The sequence below is a fragment of the Streptomyces sp. NPDC101191 genome (genome assembly GCF_044767915.1).
Classification (GTDB): domain Bacteria; phylum Actinomycetota; class Actinomycetes; order Streptomycetales; family Streptomycetaceae; genus Streptomyces.
In genome coordinates, this window is the sequence record NZ_JBIWOU010000009.1 from 368164 (window position 1) to 388580 (window position 20417).

The window sequence follows — 20417 nt, forward strand, 5'->3', positions numbered from 1 at the left end:
GCACTGCAGGAGGCACACCATGAGCGTCGCGAGCGCCACCGCACCGCTGCCGGGGAGGGCGCTGTGAAACCGTCGCGGATCGTGGTCACAGGCCTGGGGGCGGTGACACCGCTCGGGGCCGACATGACCTCCACCTGGAACGCCCTGCTGGACGGGGAGTCAGGGATCACCAAGCTCGATACGCCGTGGGCGCCCAAGGCCGCCGTCCAGATCGCCGGAGTGGTCCAGCACGATGTCGAAGAGGCCGTCGGCCGCGTCCCCGCGCGCAGGCTCGACCGCTCCCAGCAACTGGCGGTGCTGGCCGCGCGCGAGGCCTGGGCGGACGCCGGGCTCGGCTCCGGGAGTGTGCCGCCCGAGCGGGTCGCGGTCGCGGTCGGCTCCGGCGTCGGCGGCGCCCAGACCCTGCTGGACCAGCATGACCTGCTGGCCGACAAAGGGGCGAGCCGGGTCTCGCCCTACACCGTGCCCCGGCTGATGCCCAACGGGTCGGCCGCCGCTGTCAGCCTCGACCTGCAGGCGCGGGCCGGGGCACACGCCCCGACCAGCGCCTGCGCCTCGGGCGCCGAGGCGCTGTGGCTGGCCTCCCTGCTGCTGAACTCCCGCCGGGCCGACGTCGTCATCGCCGGAGGGACGGACGCCTGCATCGCCCCGGTCAGCATCGCCGGCTTCGCCCGGATCGGCGCCCTGTCCCAGGGCGAGGTCCCCGAAGAGGCATGCCGCCCCTTCGACCGGCACCGCGACGGGTTCGTGATGAGCGAAGGGTCCGCCGTGCTGGTCCTGGAACGCGAAGAGGACGCAGCGGCCCGCCGGGCCCACCGCTACGCCGTGCTGGCCGGGACCGCCGTCACCTCGGACGCCCACCACGTCACCACCCCCGCCCGCGAGGGACAGGTACGCGCGGTGCACCAGGTCCTCGCCGATGCCCACCTCGCCCCTGCCGACATCGCACACGTCAACGCGCACGCCACCGGCACCCCGGCCGGCGACGCCGTCGAAGCGGGAGTGCTGGCCGAGGTGCTGCCGCACCGGCCGAGCGTCACCGCGACGAAAGCCTCCACCGGCCATCTGCTGGGCGCGGCAGGCGCCCTCGAGGCCGCGTTCGCCGCCCTGACCCTGACGACCGGCACCGTCCCGGCCATCCGCAACCTCACCGAGCCCGGCGACGGCATCGACCTCGATCTCGTCCACGGCCGGCCACGCCAGCAGGAGCCGGACGTGGTGCTCTCCACCAGCTTCGGCTTCGGCGGCCACAACGCGCTGATCGTGCTGACCCGCCCCTGACCCCACCCCCGCCCGCCCCTGTTGGGAGTTGCCCCCCGTGCACCTGGATGTCGCCCGAGAACTCGAACCTGTCGTCGCCGACGCCCTCAACAACCACTACCGGCTCGCTGACATCGACTGGAACCCCGCCGAATACGTGCCCTGGGACGAGGGCGTCGACTTCGTCGAGCGGCCGTGGCAGCCGCACCAGTCGTCGTTCAGCCCCGAGGTGCGCGCCGCACTCCACATGGCGCTGGCCACCGAGGACGACCTGCCCGCCTACCGCTCCAGCATCGACGCCCACTTCGGGCCGGACGGCCCCTGGGGCGAATGGGTGCGGCGGTGGACCGCCGAGGAGACCCGGCACAGCCGCAGCCTGTGGGCGTTCCTGTGCGCGACCCGCGGCGCCGACCCGGCAGTGCTGCAGTCCGACACCATGGCCACCATCCAGGCCGGCTACCGCGACAACCGCAAGAACATCCTGGACGTGTGCGTGTACGTCACGATCCAGGAGCTGGCCACGCGCGAGTCCCACGCCCGCACCGGACGCGCCGCCGGCGACACCGACAAGATGGCGCTGCGGCTGCTCAAGCGGATCGCCCTGGACGAGAACCGGCACATGCTCTTCTACCGGGGCCTGGTCGACGCGGCCCTGCAGATCGACCCGTCCGCAGCCATCACGGCGATCAGCCGCGAGATCCGCACCTTCTCCATGCCGGGCGAGCACACCGTGCCCGCCTACCGCCGCCGCGCCGCACTCATCGCCAGGGCCCAGATCTACAACATCAACGTCCATCACCTGCGCGTGATCAAGCCGCTGGTGAGCCGCTGGCGGGTGTTCGAGCGCACCGGCCTGGACGCGGCCGCCGAGGTCGAACGCGAACTGCTCGCCGGGTACCTGACCCTGCTCGAGGAGGCCGCCGCCCGCGAGCAGGAAGTCATCGAGCGGGCCAACGCCCGCCGAAAGGCGCTCGCATGCTGACCCTGCTCCTGGCGGCCACCGTCGCGGCAGCGGCCGCCGCCGCGCTCCTCACCACGGTGGCGGCTCAGATCTGGGCGGCCGGGCGCCGCATTGTGCGCATCAACCGCGGCCGCGGACGCGGCATCATCGCCCGCAGCGGCCGCTACCAGCCCGCCATGCAGCCCGAGAACGACGTCGAACCGCTCGTCCTGGGCATCATGGGCGACTCCCTCGCGGCCGGCCTCGGCGCCACCAGCGCCGCAGCCACCCCCTCCGCCCTGCTGGGACAGGCCCTCGCCGACCGCCACGGCCGCCCGGTCCGTGTCGTCAACGTCGCCAGAGTCGGCAGCGGCGCCCGCGACCTGGCGAGCCAGCACCAGAGACTGATCAAGGCCATGGGACCAACAGGCCGCATCCCGGACCTTGTTGTGGTGGTCACCGGCGCCAACGACGTCATGCCGGTGCCCGTCCGCCTCAAGACCGCGGCCCGGAGGTTGAGCGAGACCGTAGCCGACCTGAACAGCCGCGGCGCACACGTCGTCGTCGCCACCTGCCCCGCACTCGCAGCGGTCACCGCGCTGCCCCGCCCGGCCCGAACCCTCCTGCACGCGGCAGGCCTGCGCCTGGCCCGTCTCCAGCGCGAGCAGACCCGTCGCACCGGCGGCAGCACCGTCCTCCTGCACCGCGAGGTCAGCCCCGCCATCGCCGCCGACCCCACCCTGCTGGCCGACGACGGATTCCACCCGGGAGACCGCGGCTACGCGCTGGCCGCGGACAAGCTCCTGACCGCACTCGCCGCCCTACCTGACCGTACAGCCGAGCCGTCGCAGAACCCTGGCAGCGACCTGCGGCCCCTCTCCGCCGGGCAGCCGAACTGACCTCCCCCGGCGCACGCGAGGACCCGGGCACCCCCTCCAGTGTCCAGCGCACCGGGACCCGGCCCCGCCCGGCCGCTGCCGGTCCCATGGCGCACCGGAAACGCCGCTGGCAAAAACGCCCGCCGTCCCGCGAGACGGTCCCCCGGCACCGGACGCCTCCCGCCTGCCGCGACCGGGTGCGCGCTATACGGTTCGCCCCCGGCCGGCCGCCTACGATCTGTGCAGTGCCGGCTTGCTGCCGGGAAGCCAGCCAAGGCCGGTGGCAGGAGGGCCAGTTGTGCTGAACCCAGCCGAACTCGAGCAGAGCGCCGTCCAGGAGAGTGTCGACGCACTCGTCGACAGCCGAGGAGGCCTGCTCCTGTACGACCACGGCCTCGCGGGCCGCGAGGCACTCCTCGCAGCAGGCGCACAGCTCGCCGCCACAGCAGACCTGCCGCTGACGGTCGTTGACGCTGACACCCTGCGGGACGACACCACCGCGCTCCTCGACCAGCTCGGCGTTCCCGACCACGTCTTCCTTTCCCCCACCGAAGCCGCCCACTGGCCGACCGGCTTCGCCCCGCACGGCGTACTGGCCATCCACGCCGATGCCCTCCTGGACCCGGCCGTGGAAGAGCCGCTGCTTGCCGCAGCCCGCGAGGCGAGCCACGCAGGACACCTGCTCGTCGCACGGCGCCCCGACGGCACGCCGCTCCTCGACGAGCACACGGCACAGACCCACCAACTCCTCGCCGCCCCGATGACCACCGCGCAGGCGCAGGCCGCCACCGGCACCCCGGCCCGCTACGAACCAGGCCCCCCGAGTGACAGGCCGTCCCCGGACGACCACACCGTTCAGTTCCCGCCGCCCCCGCAATCCGGGAGCGGCATCGGCCCTATAGCCGCCGCGGCCGCCCGCTGGGAGACCCAGGCGGAAGCAGCGCCTTTGCAGTGGATTCCGCCGAACCCGCGCCGCTACGCGGAGGCCGCCAACTTTGAGGAGTGGGCCCAGACCTTCACGGACGCAGCCCCACAACGGCCAGGCCGGATAAGCAGGGAAACCGTCCAGCGCCTCCAGCGGTTCTACGCGGAACTCCAAGCGCCCCAGACCGCAGAGTCAGAACCATCCCGCCACGAACAGCCGGATGCCACCAGCACCCCCTACGAGCCCGTGGCGGACACCTCCCGCCCGTCGGCAGACAACCAGCCCCCGGCCCACGGCCGGGAGAGCATGCAGCAGCGCCCGCAGGCACCCGGAAGTCTCCCGGCGTCACCCGCCCCGGAAGACGGCGTGGTCTTCTACGAGATGCGCCAGCAGACGCCCGCCGAGCGCGACGAAGATGACTTGCAGCAACTGAAGGCCCGCAAACAGCAACTCATCCGCATGCTCAACGCATCGGCAACGTGGAACACCGGCGGCGCGGAAGCCGGCGTCGTCTCCGACGAGGACATCGAGGAGCTCATCGCCGCGATCGAAGACCCTGACCCTGGGCTTCTCCAGAGAGTGCAGGAGCAGGCCGAACGCATGCAGGCTCAATTCCTGGCGCGCAGGCAGGCAGCAACCGCCGCTGCGCGCCGCCGCCGGGTCGGCCTACCGCCGACAGCCGCACCGGCACACACCGCCCCCGGGGCCTCACCTGCTCAACATGACACCGCACGGCGGCATGCACACGATCAGGAACAGGCTGCCGCGCAACAGCAGCACCGTCCCCAAGGCCCCGGCCGCACGTAGAAGTCCCGGTTCTTCCCGCCGTTGCGCCCGTCCGCGTGGAACGGGCGCCCGCCTCCCGCACGGGCATGCATAGAGTGCAGCCCAAAAGACGCGCACAGCGAGGGGGACAGGGTGGATATGGCCCCGTGGGACCGGTGGATGCCGTGGCGGCGCCGACGGCCGGTCACGGCGGCCGCCCGCACGATCGCCTCCTGGGACGCCGCCGTCCGCCTGCCCGTCCGCGCGCATCTGCTGTGGCTTGCCCAGCAGATCAGCGAGGCCCGCACGACGGCCCAGGCCGCCCTCGACCAGCCGCAGGCGGCCCGCACCCGCCTGCCGGACGTCCTCGACCTCACCCTCGCGCCCCAGCTCCACGCCGCCCACATGCCTGCCGGTGCGCAGCAGCTCACCGACGCCGTACACGCAGCCCGCCGCAGCGCCGGGCAACTGGCCACCGCCACGCCCCGAGCGGCCCGCCGCACGCTCACCCACCTGGCCGACGATCTCGCACAGGCAGACGAACTCCTCGAGAGGGCGTGCCACGACGTACGGGGCGCCGACCTGAGCTCCGCAGACCTCACTCACCTCTACCTCGGCGGCCTGCGCTGGGACGAGTCCACGCGGTGGCCCGAGCAGTTGCGCGAGCAGATCCGTTCCGGCTCCGACCTGGTCGACGGTATCCACCAGCTCCGAGACCGCTGAAATGCAGCGTCCCGGTGGTACGGGGGAGACCACCGGGACGGCAACACCCAGCCTACGCAGCACCGTTGCCCCGCGGGCAGGATTGCGCGAAGTGTCCGGATGCAGTTACCCGGCCGGCTGACCCGGACAATGCCCCTCGTCCCGTCCCGCGGGACGGTTGCGCACCTGCTGGCACGCGACGGTCCGCAGGGCGGAACGCCGCGTCCGAGCCGCGCTTTTCGGCGGGCGGGGCGCGCAGACTGCCAGCTCAGAGCGAGACCTCCGGCCAACGCCCCGCCGCGCTCCGGGCACGCCCCACGGGCGGGAGCCGGCCGAACGGCACCAGCAAATAGGGAAACGATGACGCACACTGCGCTGATCTCGATGAACGCACCCACGACCGTGACAGCGCCGCCCGCCCACGCAGGGCAGTGACACCGATGCTGCGGTGGATACGCCAGCGCTACTGGAGCCACATCTTCGTCGGCTGGATGGTGATGACCGCGCTCCTCACGCGGCGGGGGAACGAAACGCACCTGGGGCCCGACGCCCTTCCCATGGCCGTGATCGCCAGCTGGGCCTGGGCACTTCACTGTGCCAGCGACCTTCGCGACCAGGTTGCCGAAGGGTTCCGGGCCCAGCACCACACCTGGAACAGCCACCTGAGATCCAGGCCCCCGTACCCCCCGAGTCCCCTCTACAGCGCCTTCGTGCAGCGGATGTGGAGCACCGAGACGCATCTGCACGGCGTGGCCCGCAAGTACCGGCTCCAACGGCTGACCATCGCCTTCGTCGACGGCTGGGACCAGGACGGCCACGGCAACGAGGCTGCGTCCCTGCGCGATGGGCCCCGCGCCCACCTGTGGCTGGGCAGCAACTGGTTCGGACCGCAAGACACCGCGCATCTGCCCGTCATTCTCGAGCACGAACTCGGCCATATCCTGCGCCGCGACAACCAGCGCTCGACCGTCCTGCAGGCCACCGGGGTACTCCTGACAGTCCTGACGGCCGCCTGGCTGCCGCTGCTCCTGGCCGTCCTGGCGACCGTGGTGCTCCGGCTGCTGTACATCGGATGGTCGTGGTGGACCGAACTTGCTTGTGACGCTCGGGCGGTGCGCATCTGCGGCCGCGAGGCGGTCATCGCCCTATGGGGCCGTCACACCGCGCTGCTGGGTGACCTTCCGCGGCCGGTGCGTCTGTGGAACGGCCTCTGTTCGGCCTCCACCCATCCCCCCTACGGCCTGCGGATGTGGTGGGCCCGCCGCACGAACGTCCCCTCCGCTGTTGAACCCCATCCCCTTACGCCCGTGTCCGACGCCGAAGGACAGGTCCCGACGCGCGCAGCATGAGGTACAGCCGACCGGGCGCGGTGTGGGCGGCGGGACGCGTCGAGGCACCACGCGCCTGGACACGCTCAACCGCGCCGGCCGCCCGGAGCGCGCCCGGCTGGTTCGGGCGGGGGCGTGATGCCGCGCGCACCGGCCAGCCAGGCGATCCACGCGCCGTCGGGGGCCCGGCCCAGGTGGAGGGCCGGAGTGTGGCCTGCCGCGTGGGCGCAGATGCGGCCGTAGGCCCCGTGGTGGGCCGGGCACAGGCGGGCCAGTTCGCCGGGGGTGAGAGCCGCCAGGTCCTCCGGGAGGCGCTGACCTGCTGCGGTGGCCCGGGCCTGTGCGCCGCGGCGTCGCTCCACCTCGTCCAAGCGTGAGGCGACCAGACGGAACCAGCGCAGATCGGCATCGTCCTCGTCGCCGTCCGGGGTGTACAGGCACTGCCGGGCACCGTGCTCGTCGAACTGGTCGACGAGCACCATGCCGACCGACTCCAGCAGGCGGCGTGAGCGGGTGTTCGCCGCCTGGGTGACGGCGACCAGCGGGCCGCCGCGGGGGACCGCCGCTGTCCACCAGCTGACGATCGCGCTGACCGCCTCCCGGCCCAGGCCGCTTCCCCAGGCGGACGGGAGCAACTGGTAGGAGACCTCGGCGCGGCCCTTGCACCGCGGATCGGGGCCGATCCCCGCCAGACCGACCGCCCGGCCATCGGCGATCCGTACGACGGTCCAGGCGCCGGCCGTCGCCGGGTATGCGGCCTGCCGGGCGGCGACGCGCTCGAGCGAAGCGGGACCGCCCAAGTAGGTACGGACCCGCTCGTCGGTCATCAACTCGCGGACAAGAGACGCGTCTTCGGTGGTGACCGGTCGCAGGAGCAGCCGGTCGGTACGCAGTTCGGCGGGCCAGACGCTGTCCAGGGCGACATCGACGAAATCCATGAGGATCAGCCTGGCATCCGGCGGCGCGGCGCGGGCCGGGGCTGACGACAGGAGGCTTCGAGTGATCACGGTCAAGCTCGGCCCGCGTCCCGCCACAGGGGAGGACGCCCCGTCCGGCGCTCCGCGAGCAGGCATCGCTGCTGGCCAGGCGGCGTTGTCAGTGCGGTCCGCCATTCTGGCGGCGACGGATCGTGGAGAGGGAGTGGCAGGGATGCCGGACAGGGAGTTCGCCGTCGAGATCCCCGCAGCGGACGAGGGCGCCGTCAAGCCCTGGCGGAAGCTGCTGCGAGGACTGGACGACTCCAAGCACGGGGCGCTCAGCTGCCTGGGGGACTGGCTCGAGGCCGGCGCCTCCTACGAACTCCCGGCAGGCGCCGTGATCGTGCTGTGCGACCCGCTGCCCGGCGGCGACAAGAAGCGGGTGCGGATCTGGCGCGTGAAGAGGGACGGCACGATCAAGGAGGAGCGCGACTCCACCCTCGGCTCGGCCAACGCCTTCGCCACCTCGGTCCGCAGCACGATGCGACGTCTGGTGGACAAGCACCCGCCCCGCCCCGGATCCGTACGCCAGCTCACCGCGGCCCCGCCGCGCGTCAACGAACGCGCGGACAGTTGCGGACTGTGCCGCCAGCCGGTCGCCGCCCGCGAAGGCGTCCTCGTCCGCAACCACCGCGGCTACACCGAAGCCCAGCACCGGCCGGGCCAGTGCCCGCCCCCGCCGTCGCTGAAGAACGATTTCGCGCAGGAGTGCGGCCTGTGCGGCGGCTGGCTGGAGAAGGGCGAAGGCGTCCTCTACGAGGCCGCCCCGGCGCTGCCCGGCCCGTACGGGAAGGCGGTGCTCAAGGCCCGCCACCCGCAGGACTGCCCGCCCGCCGACCAGCGCAAGCCGGCTCCGCCCCGGGTCAACATGCGCGAGCAGGACTGCATGCTGTGCGGCCACCTCGTCGCGGCGGGTGCCGGCTTCCTGGTCCGCCAGGGCGCGGCATGGGAGGTACGCCACCCGGAGGGCGCGTGCCGGCCGGAGGAGGAGCTGTGGGAGATCACCCGCGGCGAACCGGGCCCCTACCGAAGGCGCCCCGAACGCTGGGCGCCCGCGGGCACCGTGCTGCGCAGCACTCTCTACGACCACGGCCGCCCCTTCCCCGCCGACGCCCCCGGCTTCCACCGCGTACGCGACGGCGAGGTCTCCGCGATCGTCACCACGGTCCGCGAGCGCCGCCCGCAGTACTGCCGCGACGAAGACGGCAACCAGCCCTCCGTCCTGATCGGCGAGGACGGCTGGTACTTCCGCATCCTGGTGCGCCCGGCCACCGCCGAAGAGGCCGCCGGCATCCTGGCTGCCGAGGAAGAGCAGCAGCGCCGGGACGAACTGGCCGCGCGGCGACGCCGACTGTTCGAGCAGTGCGATGACGGCGAGGTCCCCGAGACCGTCGACCTGTCCGGCGCGGTCCAGGTGGACTTCGGCGCGCTGCGCTCGCTGCACCAGCACTGGCCCGACGACGAACTGCATGTGGACGAACAGGCCCGCACCGCCTGGTTCCTGCGCTATAACGGAGCGGACGGCGATGACTGGTCGCGCAACAACCATGGCTCGTTCATCGCCCGCCGGGTGCCGCTGACCGGGGAACGCGCCCAACTGGTAGCCGACCTCCGCGCCGAGTACGCACCCGGCGATGCCCCTGCGTAAGCGCGAAGCAGAACAGGAGAGGACGACGCGCGCCTCCTGTCCGGCTACCGCGCCCCGTCCGCCGACGGCCCCGCCCCACAGCGTCAACCGGTGCCGGGGCGCACTCGAAGCCGCCCGCCGCGCTCGTCCGTCAGCGGCGGGCCTCCGCGGCCGCCTTGCGCTTGGCCTCGACCTCGGGCGGAAGCGGGAGAACCGGCGAGGCGCCCGGGTTGGTCGGCCCCTCGTCACGGACGCCGTCGGGCCCGGCGACGGCCGACCAGCGGCTGACTTCACGGACCTGGTGCGCGGAAACCTCCCACAGCGAGTGCCCCGCCCCCATTGAGTCCGCGCCGCCCATGTCGAACCAATTGATCCGCATGTACCCGCCGTACAGGGCCAGCGCGGTCGACATCCACTGCACCGACACCGGATCGACGTCGGTGGCCCATCCGTCGTGGTGCGGATGCGTCCGGTACTCGAAGTAGCCGAAGCCGTCGCGCCTGGCGAACGAGGGCAGCGGACCGGACGCTGGCAGACGGCCGCTGCCGTCGCTCGTCAGGTACATCTCGCGCGCCGCGCACCCTGGATCGTCGCAGGACACCTCGGTGTCGGACAGCCGCAGCCACAACGCCACCTGCACGTCCTGCCCGTTCTCGGTGGGCGCCGACCACACACGCTCACGGCACTGCGACGCCTCCTGATCGCGAAGGCGCCACTGCTCGGGGAGGTCATGCGACAGGCTGTGGAGGTAGTGGCCGACCAGGCGCCACGCCTCCTCGGCCGACGGAGTGATGACGTGGGCGGTCTCGGCGGTCATGCCCGGAGTCTAGAGCTCGCCGAGGAGGCCTCTCTGCGACGTACACCGAGAAAGTGCAGCCCCCTGCACCGCGGGTTCGGCGAAGCACAGCGCAGCGGGAAACCGGCTCTGCCAGCATGAAAGGGTGACACGAACGAGGCCCCGTCAGCTGCTCGATGGCGTTCAGATCGGACTGCGGTTCGAGGAAGGGCGAGCGGCACAGTGGATGCCCGTGACAGACGTCGACGTCCACGAGCTGGCCCGCGCAGCACCGTGGCGACGGCAGCTCACCCACCGCGGCGAGCAACTCCACCTCGGCCAGTACGCCGCGATCAGCACCAGCCAGGCGCCGGTGGCCACGGACGGCATCTGGGAACGCATGGAACTGGCGGACTTCGACCCCACGGTGCGCTCCCTGATCGGCCAGCCGTTCAAACTCCGCGCCGAGGAAGGCCCCGGGAAAGCCGGCTACATCCCCGACCTGATGCTGATCGGCAACGACGGCAAGGTCACCATCGTCGACAGCTCCCCGACGGCCGGCGATCTGTGCCCCTCGGAGCGGGTGCTGGACTGGGCCGAGGAAGTCATCCGCGCCCGGGGCTGGACCTACGAATGGTGGACGGGCCCCAAGGACGCGCAGCACTACACCAACGTCCAGGCCCTGCACGGCTTCTGCCGCCCCATGCACGAGGTACAGCAGGCACTGATCGAACCCATCCTCGCCCTGTGCGCCGACACCGCACTGCCCATCGCCGCGGTGGAGGAGAACCTCGCGGGCGAGAAGATGCCCAAGCCCATGGTGCGGGCGGTGATCCAGCACCTGCTGTGGTGGGGCGACCTGACAACCGACCTCTACCGCCCGATCACCACCGGCACCCGAGTACGCACCGACGCCCGCGCCCGCAGGCCCGCCCCGGATCAGTGGGATGTCGGAACCCGCCTGATCCTCGGGCACGACCGCGGCACCATCGTGAGTAACGAAGGCGACCAGTTCGTCGTCGACCTCGACCCTTCCCTGTTCGGGCAGGGCGAACGCACCTTCAGCCGCCAGGCCCTCACCGAAAAGGCCACTGCCCTTCCTGCCGCCTACCAGCGCCCGGTCTTCCCCGCCCAGCCCTTCACCGTGCCCCGCTGACCGACATCCCTCTGCCACGCGCCACCGGCCGAAATCCTGAACGATGTACAGAATTTTCCGGCCGACTCCCGCACTGATATGTCAGTCGGACAGTGAGCGCCCGCAGGCTGTGGCGCGGGCCAGGACAGAGAAGACCGGCTCTCCGCCCCGCAGGCGCTGCTTGACGCGCATGCCGTCCAGGACGATGTCCATCGCGGACACGGCTATGCCCGCCGTTCGGCAGGCCCGGGCGATCGCGGCACCGTTGACGCCGACGGCCCCGATCCACGCCTCCATCTCCGTGGGCCACAGTCCCACTCGTGTCCAGGCCTGTGCCAGGGCCCGCAGTTCGGACCGGCGCAGGTGTCCTGCACGGCGGCTGAGCACCTCGAAGGCGTAGTCCTCCCGCTCACGTCGGTTCTCGCGGCGGCGGCCTCCATCCTCCGAGCGCCGTCGGGACGCGTCGGCGCGGGCGGTGCGCCGGCGAACCGCGGCCAGGTCGGCCGCCAGGTCCAGGCCCTCGCGGGCGGCGATGTCTTCAGCAGTGGCGGTCGGTGCGCCGGTGTCGGTGGGGGCGAGGAGGGCGTAGACGGCCTGCAGTTCGGGGTCGGTGAATCGGGCACGGGGCATGGCGGATCTCCTGGCAGGGTGCAGGCATGCCGAAGGCCCCGTTGCCGGTGGGCAACGGGGCCTTCGGGGGATGCAGACGGTGGGTGGGGGCAGTCCGTGCGCGATGCTCTCAGCGGAGCAGACGCGGAATGAGCGGACTCCCCGCTCTGAAGAAGCGGGGTACACCCCGCACGTAAGCGGGTAGCTTAGCCAACAATTACGGCACGTACGCGTGTTATCGAGAAATGGCAGGTCAGGAAGTCGAACAGATCATTTAGTGAGAAACTGTGCCTAATCGTAACGAAAGTGGGTGCTCTGGACTCCTGACGTCCTGGGTGTGCGGTGCTGTTCAGCCCGCCTGCCCGGTGGGGGTCTGCCGCTGCGGGGTGGCGTCCAGTACGGCCCACCACCTGGTGAGCTGGGCGTTGCTCACCAGGCAGGTGTTGAGCTCCCAGCCCGGATGCCCCTGCGGCCGGATGTGGCTGAGGACGTCACGCAAGGCGTCCTCCAGAGCCTCGGCACGACAGGCGTCGGCCGTGTCGCCGCCCATCACCTTGGTCTCCTGGGGAAGGGGATCGGCGACGAAGCTGCCCCTGCCGTGCACGATGTCGACCAGCCCTTCGGCACGCAGTACGCGCAGCGCCGCCTGAGCGGTGCCGCCGGCGATCGCGTACTGCTCCTGGAGGCCGCGCACGGAGGGCAGCCGTTCGCCCGGCCGCCGCTGTCCGGAGAGGATCTGCCGCCTGAGGTCCGCGGCGGTCCGCTGATAGGGAGGCAGCAGGGCAAGCCCCGACGAGGCCTGCGCGACCCCGCCCGCCGCGTTCACCGGCTGCCCCGGGCCGCGTTGCGGCGGGGCCGGTTCGCCTCCCGGCCGATCTGCGCGGCGACCTGCCTGACCTCCGTCTCGCCGTAGGCGGTGCGCACGCCGGACGTGCTGTACCCGGCGCGGCGGGCGAGTTCCTCCAGACCGTAGGGGCGAGTGCCGTGGAACTCGCGCCCCCAGGCCAGCAGTTGCCGGATCCGGGCGTCGACGACCTCCTTCTGCGCTTTCAGGTCGTCGAGCGCGAGCAGCAGCGCGTCCGTCTGGAGCTCCTGGCTCGCGGCCTCCAGGCTGAGGGCATCGTTCTTGCGCTGCTCCTCCACCTGCTCGCAGGCATCGGCGTAGCACTCCTCGGGAGTGACGGTGCCCGGTTCGGGCATGGGGTGGCGCAGGGCAACCAGTTCATCAAGCAGATTCATTTTGCGACCATCGCATAATTTTACGATGATCGCAATACGGCTGGGGTTGGTGCTCCCTGCTCCGCGGCCGATACACGAAGGAGGCCCGAAAGCTGGCAGGCTGCGTCGTGGGACTGGCCCCGCTGGACGCGGCGGCCCGCGCCCGGGTGCTCGCCTACCTCAACTCCCTCTTCCAGTACCAGCCCCGACCGGTCCGCGCCGGGGCCGACCGATGGCGTACGGCCCAGGAGTGCTGCTCCTGAAACGGCGCCGGCCCTCGGCGACGTGATGTCGCCGAGGGCCGGACCGTGGTAGCGGGGGCGGGATTTGAACCTGCGACCTCTGGGTTATGAGCCCAGCGAGCTACCGAGCTGCTCCACCCCGCGTCGGTGTCTCCAGCGTATGGGATCTGGGCGGTTGCGGCGGGGAATTTCGCGGGGGCGGCATGTTTTCAGTGGCCGACTGGCAGCGCGCAGAGCCAGCCCCCTCCGAGCCCCGATGGCCGCCACCGACGGTGCCATGGACCTGGACGACCACGCGGACACCGCGCGCAATGGCAGCATCCAGTAGGCACACGCTTTACGCGCCCTTGGGGGCCCGGATGGTGGTCACCGTGATCACGGGCGGCTGAGTGGCGGGGCTCACCATGTAAGTGACCGCCAGCGCGCCGAGCAGCCCCGTACGGTCATCCTCCGCCCCGGCTGTCCGCGCCAGGGTCGGCCCGCCGTACGGATCGGCAGCCAGCGCCTCCAGGTCTTCCAGCAGCGTGCCCAGCGTCGTGCCGGCGAGCAGCGCACGCAAGGCTTCCCGCGACAGCGCACCCGGGGCGATGTTCGCCAGCCGCTCCGCGCCGTCCAACTCGCGCAAAGCCTCCCGGGCGCCGTCTGTGAAGACCACCCGATAACGGCTCCCGCTCACAGGATCCCGGCCAGCGCGGGGAACACATCGCCGAGCTCGTACGTGGCCGCGGTCCCGGACCGGACGGCGCCAGCCGCCGCATCCGCACCCGCATCGGCGGTCGTCTGCGCAACCGCCGCCCACTGCGCGACCAGCCCGAACAGATCCTCGGGCTCGGCGTCGTCCAAGGCGGCCTGGAAGCGGTCGCGCAGCTCAGGCGGCAGCGCGCGGCGGATCGTGCCGACCGTACGGGGCCGGTCGATCGGCCCCGAAGCGTGGCCGAGGGGTTCAGCGGACATTGCGACCTCCGGTTTCGGTGCCTGACCAGACTACGCGGGCGCACCCAGCAGCGTCAGGCCCTCGGTCTGTCACCCCTCCCGGCCAGCCGCTGGCGGCCCGCTCGACGCACGCCGTGACCACGGAGGCGGTTCGGTGCTCGCCAGCGGCTGGTCGGCGCCCCGCCCTGCCCGCGCTCGTCCCGTCCACCCCCGCCGCGCCCTGGCCGCACGCCGCCTGCCCCTGGGAGCCCCTTCCTCAGGGCTGCGGCAGTGCGTGCGTCAGCGCGGTGATCAAGCCGTGATGGGCCGCCTCGACTCGCCCTGGGGCGCAGGCCGTGCAGAAGGTGTGACCGCTGCGGGTGACGACCAACCCCAGGCCTGCGCTGCGTGGATGCTGTCTCCGTGACTCTCTGGCGCGTGCACGATGACGCCTCCGCCTGTACGGGTCCTCCAAGATCGCAACTCGCCCTGTGCCCCGGGTGTCTGCCGGGAGCATGGTCCCGCAGGCCGGGAGCGGCAGCGCGCAGCATCCGGCTGTCGTCCCGCCAGGCGGAACGGCGACGCGCACGCCAGTCCTGCCCCCATGCCGCCGTGGCACGCTTCCCGGCGTTCGGGATCGGCGGGCGTCAGCTGCGGCAGACCTCTAGGGCGGGTGGACGATGGGCAGGGCGAGCAGGAACAAGAAGGAACGCAGGCGCAAGGACGCCCGGGGATGGGATCCCGCTGCCGCAGCGCGCGACGCCTTTCGCGACCGGAAGGCCACCATCCGGCTCCTGGAGGACAACCCCTACGCGGCCGCCTACTTCGCCGGGGCCACCGAGCGGGTGTTCCAGGAGGCAATGTGGCAGCACATCCGTCTGGGACTGGCGCCCGCGCAGGCCTGGCACGAGACGGCTGCCTGGATGATGGGCGAAGCCGGATTCCCGCGTCCCTGGCCGCACGACACCCAGTTCATCGCCGACTACGCCGTCTTCGAACGCGAACAGCAGCTCGCACTGCTCCGCGACGGCGAGATCTGCGTGATCTCCCCGGCCGCCCACGCGGCCGTCATCGCAGCCGCGCTGACCCTGGACGCCGACGACCTGCTCACCCTCGACCGGGACACCGACATCCCCCTGCGGGCCGCGCTCGTCGTCATGCCCGAGCCGGTCGTCCTGAACCGCCACAACGGCGCTGCGGGCGACCTCAGCGTGCTCGGCTGGAGACACAGCACGATCTACGGCTCCGCTGGTCAGGAGCACGCCGCAGTCGGGGTCAGCGCGATGCTCCGCCCCAACGGCCCCATCCAGACACCCGATTGGAAGGAGTTCCTGGCCGAAGCGCAGGCCGACGGCTACCCGGCGCCCCCGTGGTTCCCCGCAGGCACCAACGGCATGCGTGCGGACGCTTCCACCAGGAGCACCTCCGCGCACACGGAAGCGATCGAGCACATCCGGAGGCGGCACATGCTGCACAGAGACGTCGCGGACCTCCTCCGCGCCGACGACGCCCTCTGGGCACCGGAGACAGCTCAGTGGAACGGCGAGCCGGTCGCCGACCCCCACAACGACTTCTCCGAGCGGTACCTCTTCGCGTTCTGGCGGCTCGCTGCACAAGGCATCACCGTCACCGCGGCTCCGGACCCGCGCCATCAGCCGTCCTCCGGCAACGCCGCGTCCTTCGAGGGCTCCACGGGCATCCGTCTCATCGACCTGCGCCAGCCCACCGAGCGTCACCCAGGGACAGATGCCGCGTCCTCAGCGCGCCACTACACCCACCGGTGGCCCGTGAAGATGCACAAGGTCAACCAGTGGTACCCCAGCCTCGGCCGCCACAAGATCCGCTGGCGCGGGCCGTACATCCAGGGCCCGGCCGGCGCCCCGCTCCGGGTGAGGGAAACCGCCTACCACCTGTCCTGAACTCCCGCCCGCCGCCCGCCCGTCGAGACAGACGGGTCAGGTCAGGCTCCCGGAGACTGGGCCGTCCTGGTCGCGGGCCTCGAATCCGATCGACGAGTCACCGTGACCAAGGAGCTTCCTATGGCCGCTCAGCCCGCTCTCCCGCCCGTCGGCGATCCCTCCGCTCTGAGGCTGCATGTCGAGTACACCGCCTCGCTTGTGGACTCTCCCGCGCTGGACATCTGGCAGGTGCGGATACAGGCCGGGGAAACCTCCGTGGGCAGTCTCCGGGCCGTCCGCGGACTGTACGGGGGACCGCCCGAAGGGACGGACACGTGGAACGAGGGGTGCTCCCTCATGGATGGCACGCTCGACGCGCACTGGGTAGCCACCGACGGGCAGGAGATCCTCTTCGAGGGAAACGAGCATCTGGCCGACCTCCGCTCCCGGTTCTCCGCACAGGGAGGCCTGTGCGCCGTGGTCGCCGATCAGCTGCTGAGCGATCAAGAGGTGGGGCTGAGGGAATGGGGATCGCGCCATGTGCTCGTCTTCGACCAGCTCACGCTGTCGGCTCCCTGGAACGACCCCGCCACCGCAGCCTGCGTGATCTCCTCCGTGGCCTCCCGCGCGGCCCCCGGCGACTTCCTGCTCGTCTTCCCTGCCAGAACGGCCCCCGCAGAGACAGACACCGCCCTCCTGGAAGCAGCAGGATGCGTGCTGTGGGCGGAGCAGTACACCGACGATCTGTACTGCCTCGACACCAAGTTCGATCAGGGAGAAGGCGTCGCCGATGCGTGGGAATCGCTGCTCTCCCGGGTCCGCCACTGACCCGCGCACCGCCGGGTGCCGAGGCACGGTCGGACAGCGGCGGCAGGGGTGCCGTCCGATGACCCGACGCCGAGGTCCGCGAAGGCCCGAGCGCACCCGTGATGTGCCGCTCGCCGCCCCGACTCGGAAGTTGCCCTGGGTGCAACGCCCTGGGCGGGAGCACTCGGGGCAAGCCGAAAGTTGCATTCAGTGCAACCCTCCCCAACCCTCCCCGGTTGCACTGAATGCAACTCCACTGCATCGTCAGCGAGTTGCACAGAACGCAATCGCATCAAGGTTCACGCTGTTCGAGCTCGGCAGCCGCCCAGGGCAGCCCGAAGCTGGCGTACTGCCGCAGCACCTCGACCGAGAGACCCTCCCGCCGCTCGCGCGCCTTGTTCAGCCGCGTCAGCAGCCGCACCTCGAGCCCGTCGACCGAAACCGCCCAATCGGATCGCACCGCATGCCGCCCCTGCTCATCCACCAGCGGCCCGACCTCGCCGACATACCGCCGAGCAGCCTCGACGACCGCCTGTGCCCGCTCGTCCCGCGACCGCCGCGGCCCCCGCACCCGCGGCTTCTCAGCAGGCGCCACGCCCCGTGCCGCGAGCGCCTGGCGCTGCTCCTCACTCAGCTCCGCCCACCGCCCGAGCTGACCGCTCAGCCACCCGCCGAGGTCCTCCCCACCGAACCCCACACCACCCGCCGCGAGGTCGGCCAGGACACCGCCGTCCTTGAGGTACAGGTCCAGGAGCACCAGGTGCCGCTGCCACGCCACGTCCCACGGCCCCTCGATGCGCCAGGGCACCCCCAGCGCGTCGAACTCCGCATCGCGTTCCGCCCCCGGCCGCCGCGCCTCACTCATGAGCCGGCCGACCGCCACCTTCTGCCCGCCGACCTCGTACGTCTCCGACTGCCGAGGGAGCAGGTGCCGGTGCGCTCGCGCGTACGCGGCCAGAGCCGACTGGTTCACCGACCGAGCGTTGAGCCGCGGCTCCCACTCGATCCCCAACACGTCCAGCATCGTGAACACCTGCTCGTCCAGCGTCCTGGCCCGCCGCGCGCTGCGCCACGTGTCCAGCTGCACGCCGAGCTCGACCCCGCGCTCACGGTGCGCCCGGGGCACATTCAGGTGCCCTTCCCGCGCCCAGTACCGCTCGGCGGCCTCCAATGCCCTCGCCTCGTCGTAGAAGTGCGACGCCTTCACCCGCAGCCGCACCAGCCGGGCCAGATCTTCCGCCTCATGCCCCTTCAGCATGAAGTCGACCATCCCCGCTGCCTTCTTCTTCCCCTTCGCCTTCCGAGCGTCCTCCTGTTCCGCCACCACACGAGCCCGGCGCGCAGCTGCCAGCGTCCCCGGGTCCGTCGGCTCCCCGGCCAGTTCCTCCACGAGCTCCTCGCTGTGCGAGCGCAGCGCCCGCAGCAGCTTCACCAGCGGATCCCACGCCCGGCCGAGCATGCTCTCCTTGTCGCCTGGTTCCTCGTGCACGATCGGCACGATGATCGTCGCGACCTTCTCCGGCCGGCGTCCCTCCTCCTGGGCCCGCCGCCGCTCCTCCGCCGGAATCCGTACGCACCGTCCCACCGCCTGGATCGACGGGATCGGCGCCCGCGGATCCACCAGGGCGATTCCGTCCACAGCCGGCACATCCATGCCCTCACCCAGCAGCCGCACCGACGGCACCACGGCCAGGTCGACCGGCACGCCCTCATCGTCCACCGCGCGTGTCAGCCGCACCCACAAGGCGTCATCCCGTACCTCATGTGGGGTGTCCTGCGTCAACGCCCGCGCCCACACCCGCCCGGGCACCGCCTCGCCAGCACCCCGCAGCCGCTCCGCCTGAGCCCCGAGCGTCCGCGCGAACACCCGTGCCTCCGGCACCCGGTGGTGATACGTCAGCACCCGCCTCAGCCCGTACTGTTGCGACGCCCGCAACACCGCCGCCTGCTGCGCCGCCAGGTACAGCCCGCGCGCCCGCGCACCCGCAGGCCCGCCGACCGCCACCGCCTCTTGGTACGCCGCGTCGCAGACCTCGGCCACCACGATCCGCAGCCCGGCCACCAGACCCAGCTCCTGGGCCTCCAGCAGCGACACCTCGTGCACCACACGCCCGAACATCTCCGGGTTGTCCATGCTCGCCAGCGGCTGCCCCGCCGGCACCTCACCCGCCCCCTGGCCTCCTCCGTCGCCCGCCTCGACCTCCTCCAGCTCGACGCCGTCTACACCCCCGGCCCCGCCCAGCTCCGCCAAGCTCCCCGCGCCGTACGGACGTTGGCTGTAGATCCGCGGAGTTGCCGTCATGGCAAGCCGACGCCGAGCCGGAATCACCTCCTGGTCCAGCACCATGCTCCACCGCTCGGTCCCCGCCAGATGGTGCGCTTCGTCCTCGATGATCAACTCCCAGGGCGGCAGAGCGGGGACCAGGGCGGCCCGCAACGCGTGGGCCTCAGCGATGCGCGGCACGGACGCGTACGTGGCGAAGACGGTCGCGCTCTGGTGCCCGAGCTGCTGCAGCTGGTGCCACCAGTACGCCAGAACCGCCGGGGACGTCGTCGCCTTCACCCCGTAGCGGCTGAGCACCGGGTCGCCCGAACTCAGCGAGCACACGGCCGCCAGAGGCCCCTGACGCCCGCCGTCTTCCACGAAGGCCTGGAGATTCTGCTTCAGCAGCCCAAGCGTCGGCTCCGTCACCAGCACGAGGCCCCTCCGACCGACCCTGCTCGCGGCCTCCGCCGCGAGCCGCGTCTTCCCGGCCCCGCACGCCCACCGGATCTGCGCACGCAGACACAGCCCCGGGTCGTGATCCTCGGCCGGCAGTTCCCACTCCCTCAGAAGCTCGCCGAGCCCGATCTGCTGATGCTGCCTCAAGTCCTGCACGGAGCCTCCGAGATTTGTACCGCTGTTTGTAACGCCCCGCTCCCGGTCCTCTTGGCTCGGCCGAGGACCACGATCACAAGAAGCCGCCCTTGACGATCATCGGCACTCCTCGTCTCCCAGCAAACTACACGCATTCATTTTGGGATTCAGGCAGACACCACAATCGACCCCCGATAGTATCGAGCAACCAGCCCATCACGGAATGTTGAAAGGCGGAGCAACTATCCAGGAAGCCGAAGAGGTTGGATCCAACCATGCAACGGCAGCGGACACGCGAGATCAGCAAGAAGGATTCCCCGCCCAACCATCGCAGGAGCAGCAGTTTTGAAACGACGCCACCCAACCCTGTAGCCAGTGTTGTTGTTTTGAACGCCAACTCTGGTAAGGGTTGCAGAGACTGAACAACCATCACAAGTCGAGACCTGATGTCGACTGTGGTTGCCCTGAGCCGCGTAGCGGATCAGCAGCGTGGTCTCCGTCGGAGACCAACGCCAACCGCTGCGTAGCAGCGGCGCGTCGTGTCTGCGTAGCAGACCGCGCG

19 protein-coding genes and 1 tRNA gene are annotated in these 20417 nt (G+C 71.4%); 11 read left to right on the forward strand and 9 right to left on the reverse strand.

Annotated elements, in window-relative coordinates; translation table 11 throughout:
* Positions 1-63 precede the first annotated feature (63 nt).
* The 6 genes from ACIRQF_RS31610 (at position 64) to ACIRQF_RS31635 (ending at position 6819) form a co-directional block, all read left to right on the forward strand.
* Positions 64-1281, forward strand: a complete 1218-nt coding sequence (locus tag ACIRQF_RS31610; RefSeq protein ID WP_404097503.1) for a beta-ketoacyl-[acyl-carrier-protein] synthase family protein — start codon at positions 64-66, stop codon at positions 1279-1281.
* Positions 1282-1318: 37 nt separating this feature from the next.
* Complete coding sequence (locus tag ACIRQF_RS31615) at positions 1319-2242, forward strand: acyl-ACP desaturase (protein ID WP_404097505.1); 924 nt, start codon at positions 1319-1321, stop codon at positions 2240-2242.
* Entirely contained in the window at positions 2236-3099 is an 864-nt protein-coding gene (locus ACIRQF_RS31620; RefSeq protein ID WP_404097508.1) for a GDSL-type esterase/lipase family protein, read from the forward strand. Before ACIRQF_RS31615 ends, ACIRQF_RS31620 begins: the two co-directional genes overlap by 7 nt.
* A gap of 277 nt (positions 3100-3376) precedes the next feature.
* Complete coding sequence (locus ACIRQF_RS31625; protein ID WP_404097511.1) at positions 3377-4810, forward strand: hypothetical protein; 1434 nt, start codon at positions 3377-3379, stop codon at positions 4808-4810.
* A gap of 111 nt (positions 4811-4921) precedes the next feature.
* Entirely contained in the window at positions 4922-5491 is a 570-nt protein-coding gene (locus ACIRQF_RS31630; protein ID WP_404097514.1) for a hypothetical protein, read from the forward strand.
* A gap of 419 nt (positions 5492-5910) precedes the next feature.
* Complete coding sequence (locus ACIRQF_RS31635) at positions 5911-6819, forward strand: M48 family metalloprotease (protein WP_404097517.1); 909 nt, start codon at positions 5911-5913, stop codon at positions 6817-6819.
* 65 nt (positions 6820-6884) lie between these two features.
* Here the strand turns inward: ACIRQF_RS31635 and ACIRQF_RS31640 are convergent, their stop codons facing one another.
* A complete protein-coding gene (locus ACIRQF_RS31640) occupies positions 6885-7736 on the reverse strand; it encodes a GNAT family N-acetyltransferase (protein ID WP_404097519.1) in 852 nt (283 codons plus the stop codon).
* Positions 7737-7947: 211 nt separating this feature from the next.
* On the opposite strand from ACIRQF_RS31640, the gene ACIRQF_RS31645 reads away from it, so the two are divergent.
* Positions 7948-9423, forward strand: coding sequence for a hypothetical protein (locus tag ACIRQF_RS31645; protein ID WP_404097522.1), 1476 nt, complete (start codon positions 7948-7950; stop codon positions 9421-9423).
* Between the two features lie 130 nt (positions 9424-9553).
* Here the strand turns inward: ACIRQF_RS31645 and ACIRQF_RS31650 are convergent, their stop codons facing one another.
* Entirely contained in the window at positions 9554-10219 is a 666-nt protein-coding gene (locus ACIRQF_RS31650) for a hypothetical protein (protein ID WP_404097524.1), read from the reverse strand.
* 205 nt (positions 10220-10424) lie between these two features.
* Between ACIRQF_RS31650 and ACIRQF_RS31655 the strand changes: the two genes are divergently transcribed.
* Complete coding sequence (locus ACIRQF_RS31655; RefSeq protein ID WP_404097527.1) at positions 10425-11333, forward strand: TnsA-like heteromeric transposase endonuclease subunit; 909 nt, start codon at positions 10425-10427, stop codon at positions 11331-11333.
* A gap of 81 nt (positions 11334-11414) precedes the next feature.
* Here the strand turns inward: ACIRQF_RS31655 and ACIRQF_RS31660 are convergent, their stop codons facing one another.
* The 3 genes from ACIRQF_RS31660 to ACIRQF_RS31670 form a co-directional block, all read right to left on the reverse strand.
* Positions 11415-11942, reverse strand: coding sequence for a hypothetical protein (locus tag ACIRQF_RS31660; protein WP_404097529.1), 528 nt, complete (start codon positions 11940-11942; stop codon positions 11415-11417).
* A gap of 328 nt (positions 11943-12270) precedes the next feature.
* Positions 12271-12747, reverse strand: coding sequence for a GntR family transcriptional regulator (locus ACIRQF_RS31665; RefSeq protein WP_404097532.1), 477 nt, complete (start codon positions 12745-12747; stop codon positions 12271-12273).
* The gene (locus ACIRQF_RS31670; RefSeq protein ID WP_404097535.1) at positions 12744-13160 is read right to left on the reverse strand and encodes a hypothetical protein; all 417 of its coding nucleotides are present in this window, start codon (positions 13158-13160) and stop codon (positions 12744-12746) included. The genes ACIRQF_RS31665 and ACIRQF_RS31670 overlap by 4 nt, the downstream gene beginning before the upstream one ends.
* 107 nt (positions 13161-13267) lie before the next feature.
* Between ACIRQF_RS31670 and ACIRQF_RS31675 the strand changes: the two genes are divergently transcribed.
* Positions 13268-13402 (forward strand): hypothetical protein, encoded by a 135-nt coding sequence (locus tag ACIRQF_RS31675; protein ID WP_404097538.1) that lies wholly within the window; start codon positions 13268-13270, stop codon positions 13400-13402.
* Between the two features lie 46 nt (positions 13403-13448).
* Here ACIRQF_RS31675 and ACIRQF_RS31680 read toward each other — a convergent pair.
* The 3 genes from ACIRQF_RS31680 to ACIRQF_RS31690 all read right to left on the reverse strand — a co-directional run bounded on the left by ACIRQF_RS31680 (position 13449) and on the right by ACIRQF_RS31690 (position 14335).
* A tRNA-Met gene (locus ACIRQF_RS31680) sits at positions 13449-13525 on the reverse strand.
* A 193-nt stretch (positions 13526-13718) separates the two neighbouring features.
* A complete protein-coding gene (locus ACIRQF_RS31685; protein WP_404097541.1) occupies positions 13719-14036 on the reverse strand; it encodes a hypothetical protein in 318 nt (105 codons plus the stop codon).
* Between the two features lie 17 nt (positions 14037-14053).
* Positions 14054-14335 carry a hypothetical protein gene (locus ACIRQF_RS31690; RefSeq protein WP_404097544.1) on the reverse strand — a complete coding sequence of 94 codons (282 nt, stop codon included), beginning with the start codon at positions 14333-14335 and terminating at the stop codon, positions 14054-14056.
* Between the two features lie 638 nt (positions 14336-14973).
* On the opposite strand from ACIRQF_RS31690, the gene ACIRQF_RS31695 reads away from it, so the two are divergent.
* Positions 14974-16212, forward strand: a complete 1239-nt coding sequence (locus ACIRQF_RS31695) for a hypothetical protein (RefSeq protein WP_404097547.1) — start codon at positions 14974-14976, stop codon at positions 16210-16212.
* Between the two features lie 336 nt (positions 16213-16548).
* Positions 16549-17019, forward strand: a complete 471-nt coding sequence (locus ACIRQF_RS31700; protein ID WP_404097551.1) for a hypothetical protein — start codon at positions 16549-16551, stop codon at positions 17017-17019.
* A gap of 271 nt (positions 17020-17290) precedes the next feature.
* Here the strand turns inward: ACIRQF_RS31700 and ACIRQF_RS31705 are convergent, their stop codons facing one another.
* Complete coding sequence (locus ACIRQF_RS31705) at positions 17291-19876, reverse strand: DEAD/DEAH box helicase family protein (protein WP_404097554.1); 2586 nt, start codon at positions 19874-19876, stop codon at positions 17291-17293.
* Between the last annotated feature and the right edge of the window lie 541 nt (positions 19877-20417).

Bases quoted from the DNA above. Each gene is read 5' to 3' on its own strand.
- ACIRQF_RS31620 (WP_404097508.1), top strand. From the start codon at position 2,236: ATGCTGACCCTGCTCCTGGCGGCCACCGTCGCGGCAGCGGCCGCCGCC.
- ACIRQF_RS31635 (WP_404097517.1), top strand. From the start codon at position 5,911: ATGCTGCGGTGGATACGCCAGCGCTACTGGAGCCACATCTTCGTCGGC.
- ACIRQF_RS31640 (WP_404097519.1), bottom strand. From the start codon at position 7,736: ATGGATTTCGTCGATGTCGCCCTGGACAGCGTCTGGCCCGCCGAACTG.
- ACIRQF_RS31645 (WP_404097522.1), top strand. From the start codon at position 7,948: ATGCCGGACAGGGAGTTCGCCGTCGAGATCCCCGCAGCGGACGAGGGC.
- ACIRQF_RS31650 (WP_404097524.1), bottom strand. From the start codon at position 10,219: ATGACCGCCGAGACCGCCCACGTCATCACTCCGTCGGCCGAGGAGGCG.
- ACIRQF_RS31655 (WP_404097527.1), top strand. From the start codon at position 10,425: ATGCCCGTGACAGACGTCGACGTCCACGAGCTGGCCCGCGCAGCACCG.
- ACIRQF_RS31660 (WP_404097529.1), bottom strand. From the start codon at position 11,942: ATGCCCCGTGCCCGATTCACCGACCCCGAACTGCAGGCCGTCTACGCC.
- ACIRQF_RS31670 (WP_404097535.1), bottom strand. From the start codon at position 13,160: ATGAATCTGCTTGATGAACTGGTTGCCCTGCGCCACCCCATGCCCGAA.
- ACIRQF_RS31690 (WP_404097544.1), bottom strand. From the start codon at position 14,335: ATGTCCGCTGAACCCCTCGGCCACGCTTCGGGGCCGATCGACCGGCCC.
- ACIRQF_RS31695 (WP_404097547.1), top strand. From the start codon at position 14,974: ATGGGCAGGGCGAGCAGGAACAAGAAGGAACGCAGGCGCAAGGACGCC.
- ACIRQF_RS31700 (WP_404097551.1), top strand. From the start codon at position 16,549: ATGGATGGCACGCTCGACGCGCACTGGGTAGCCACCGACGGGCAGGAG.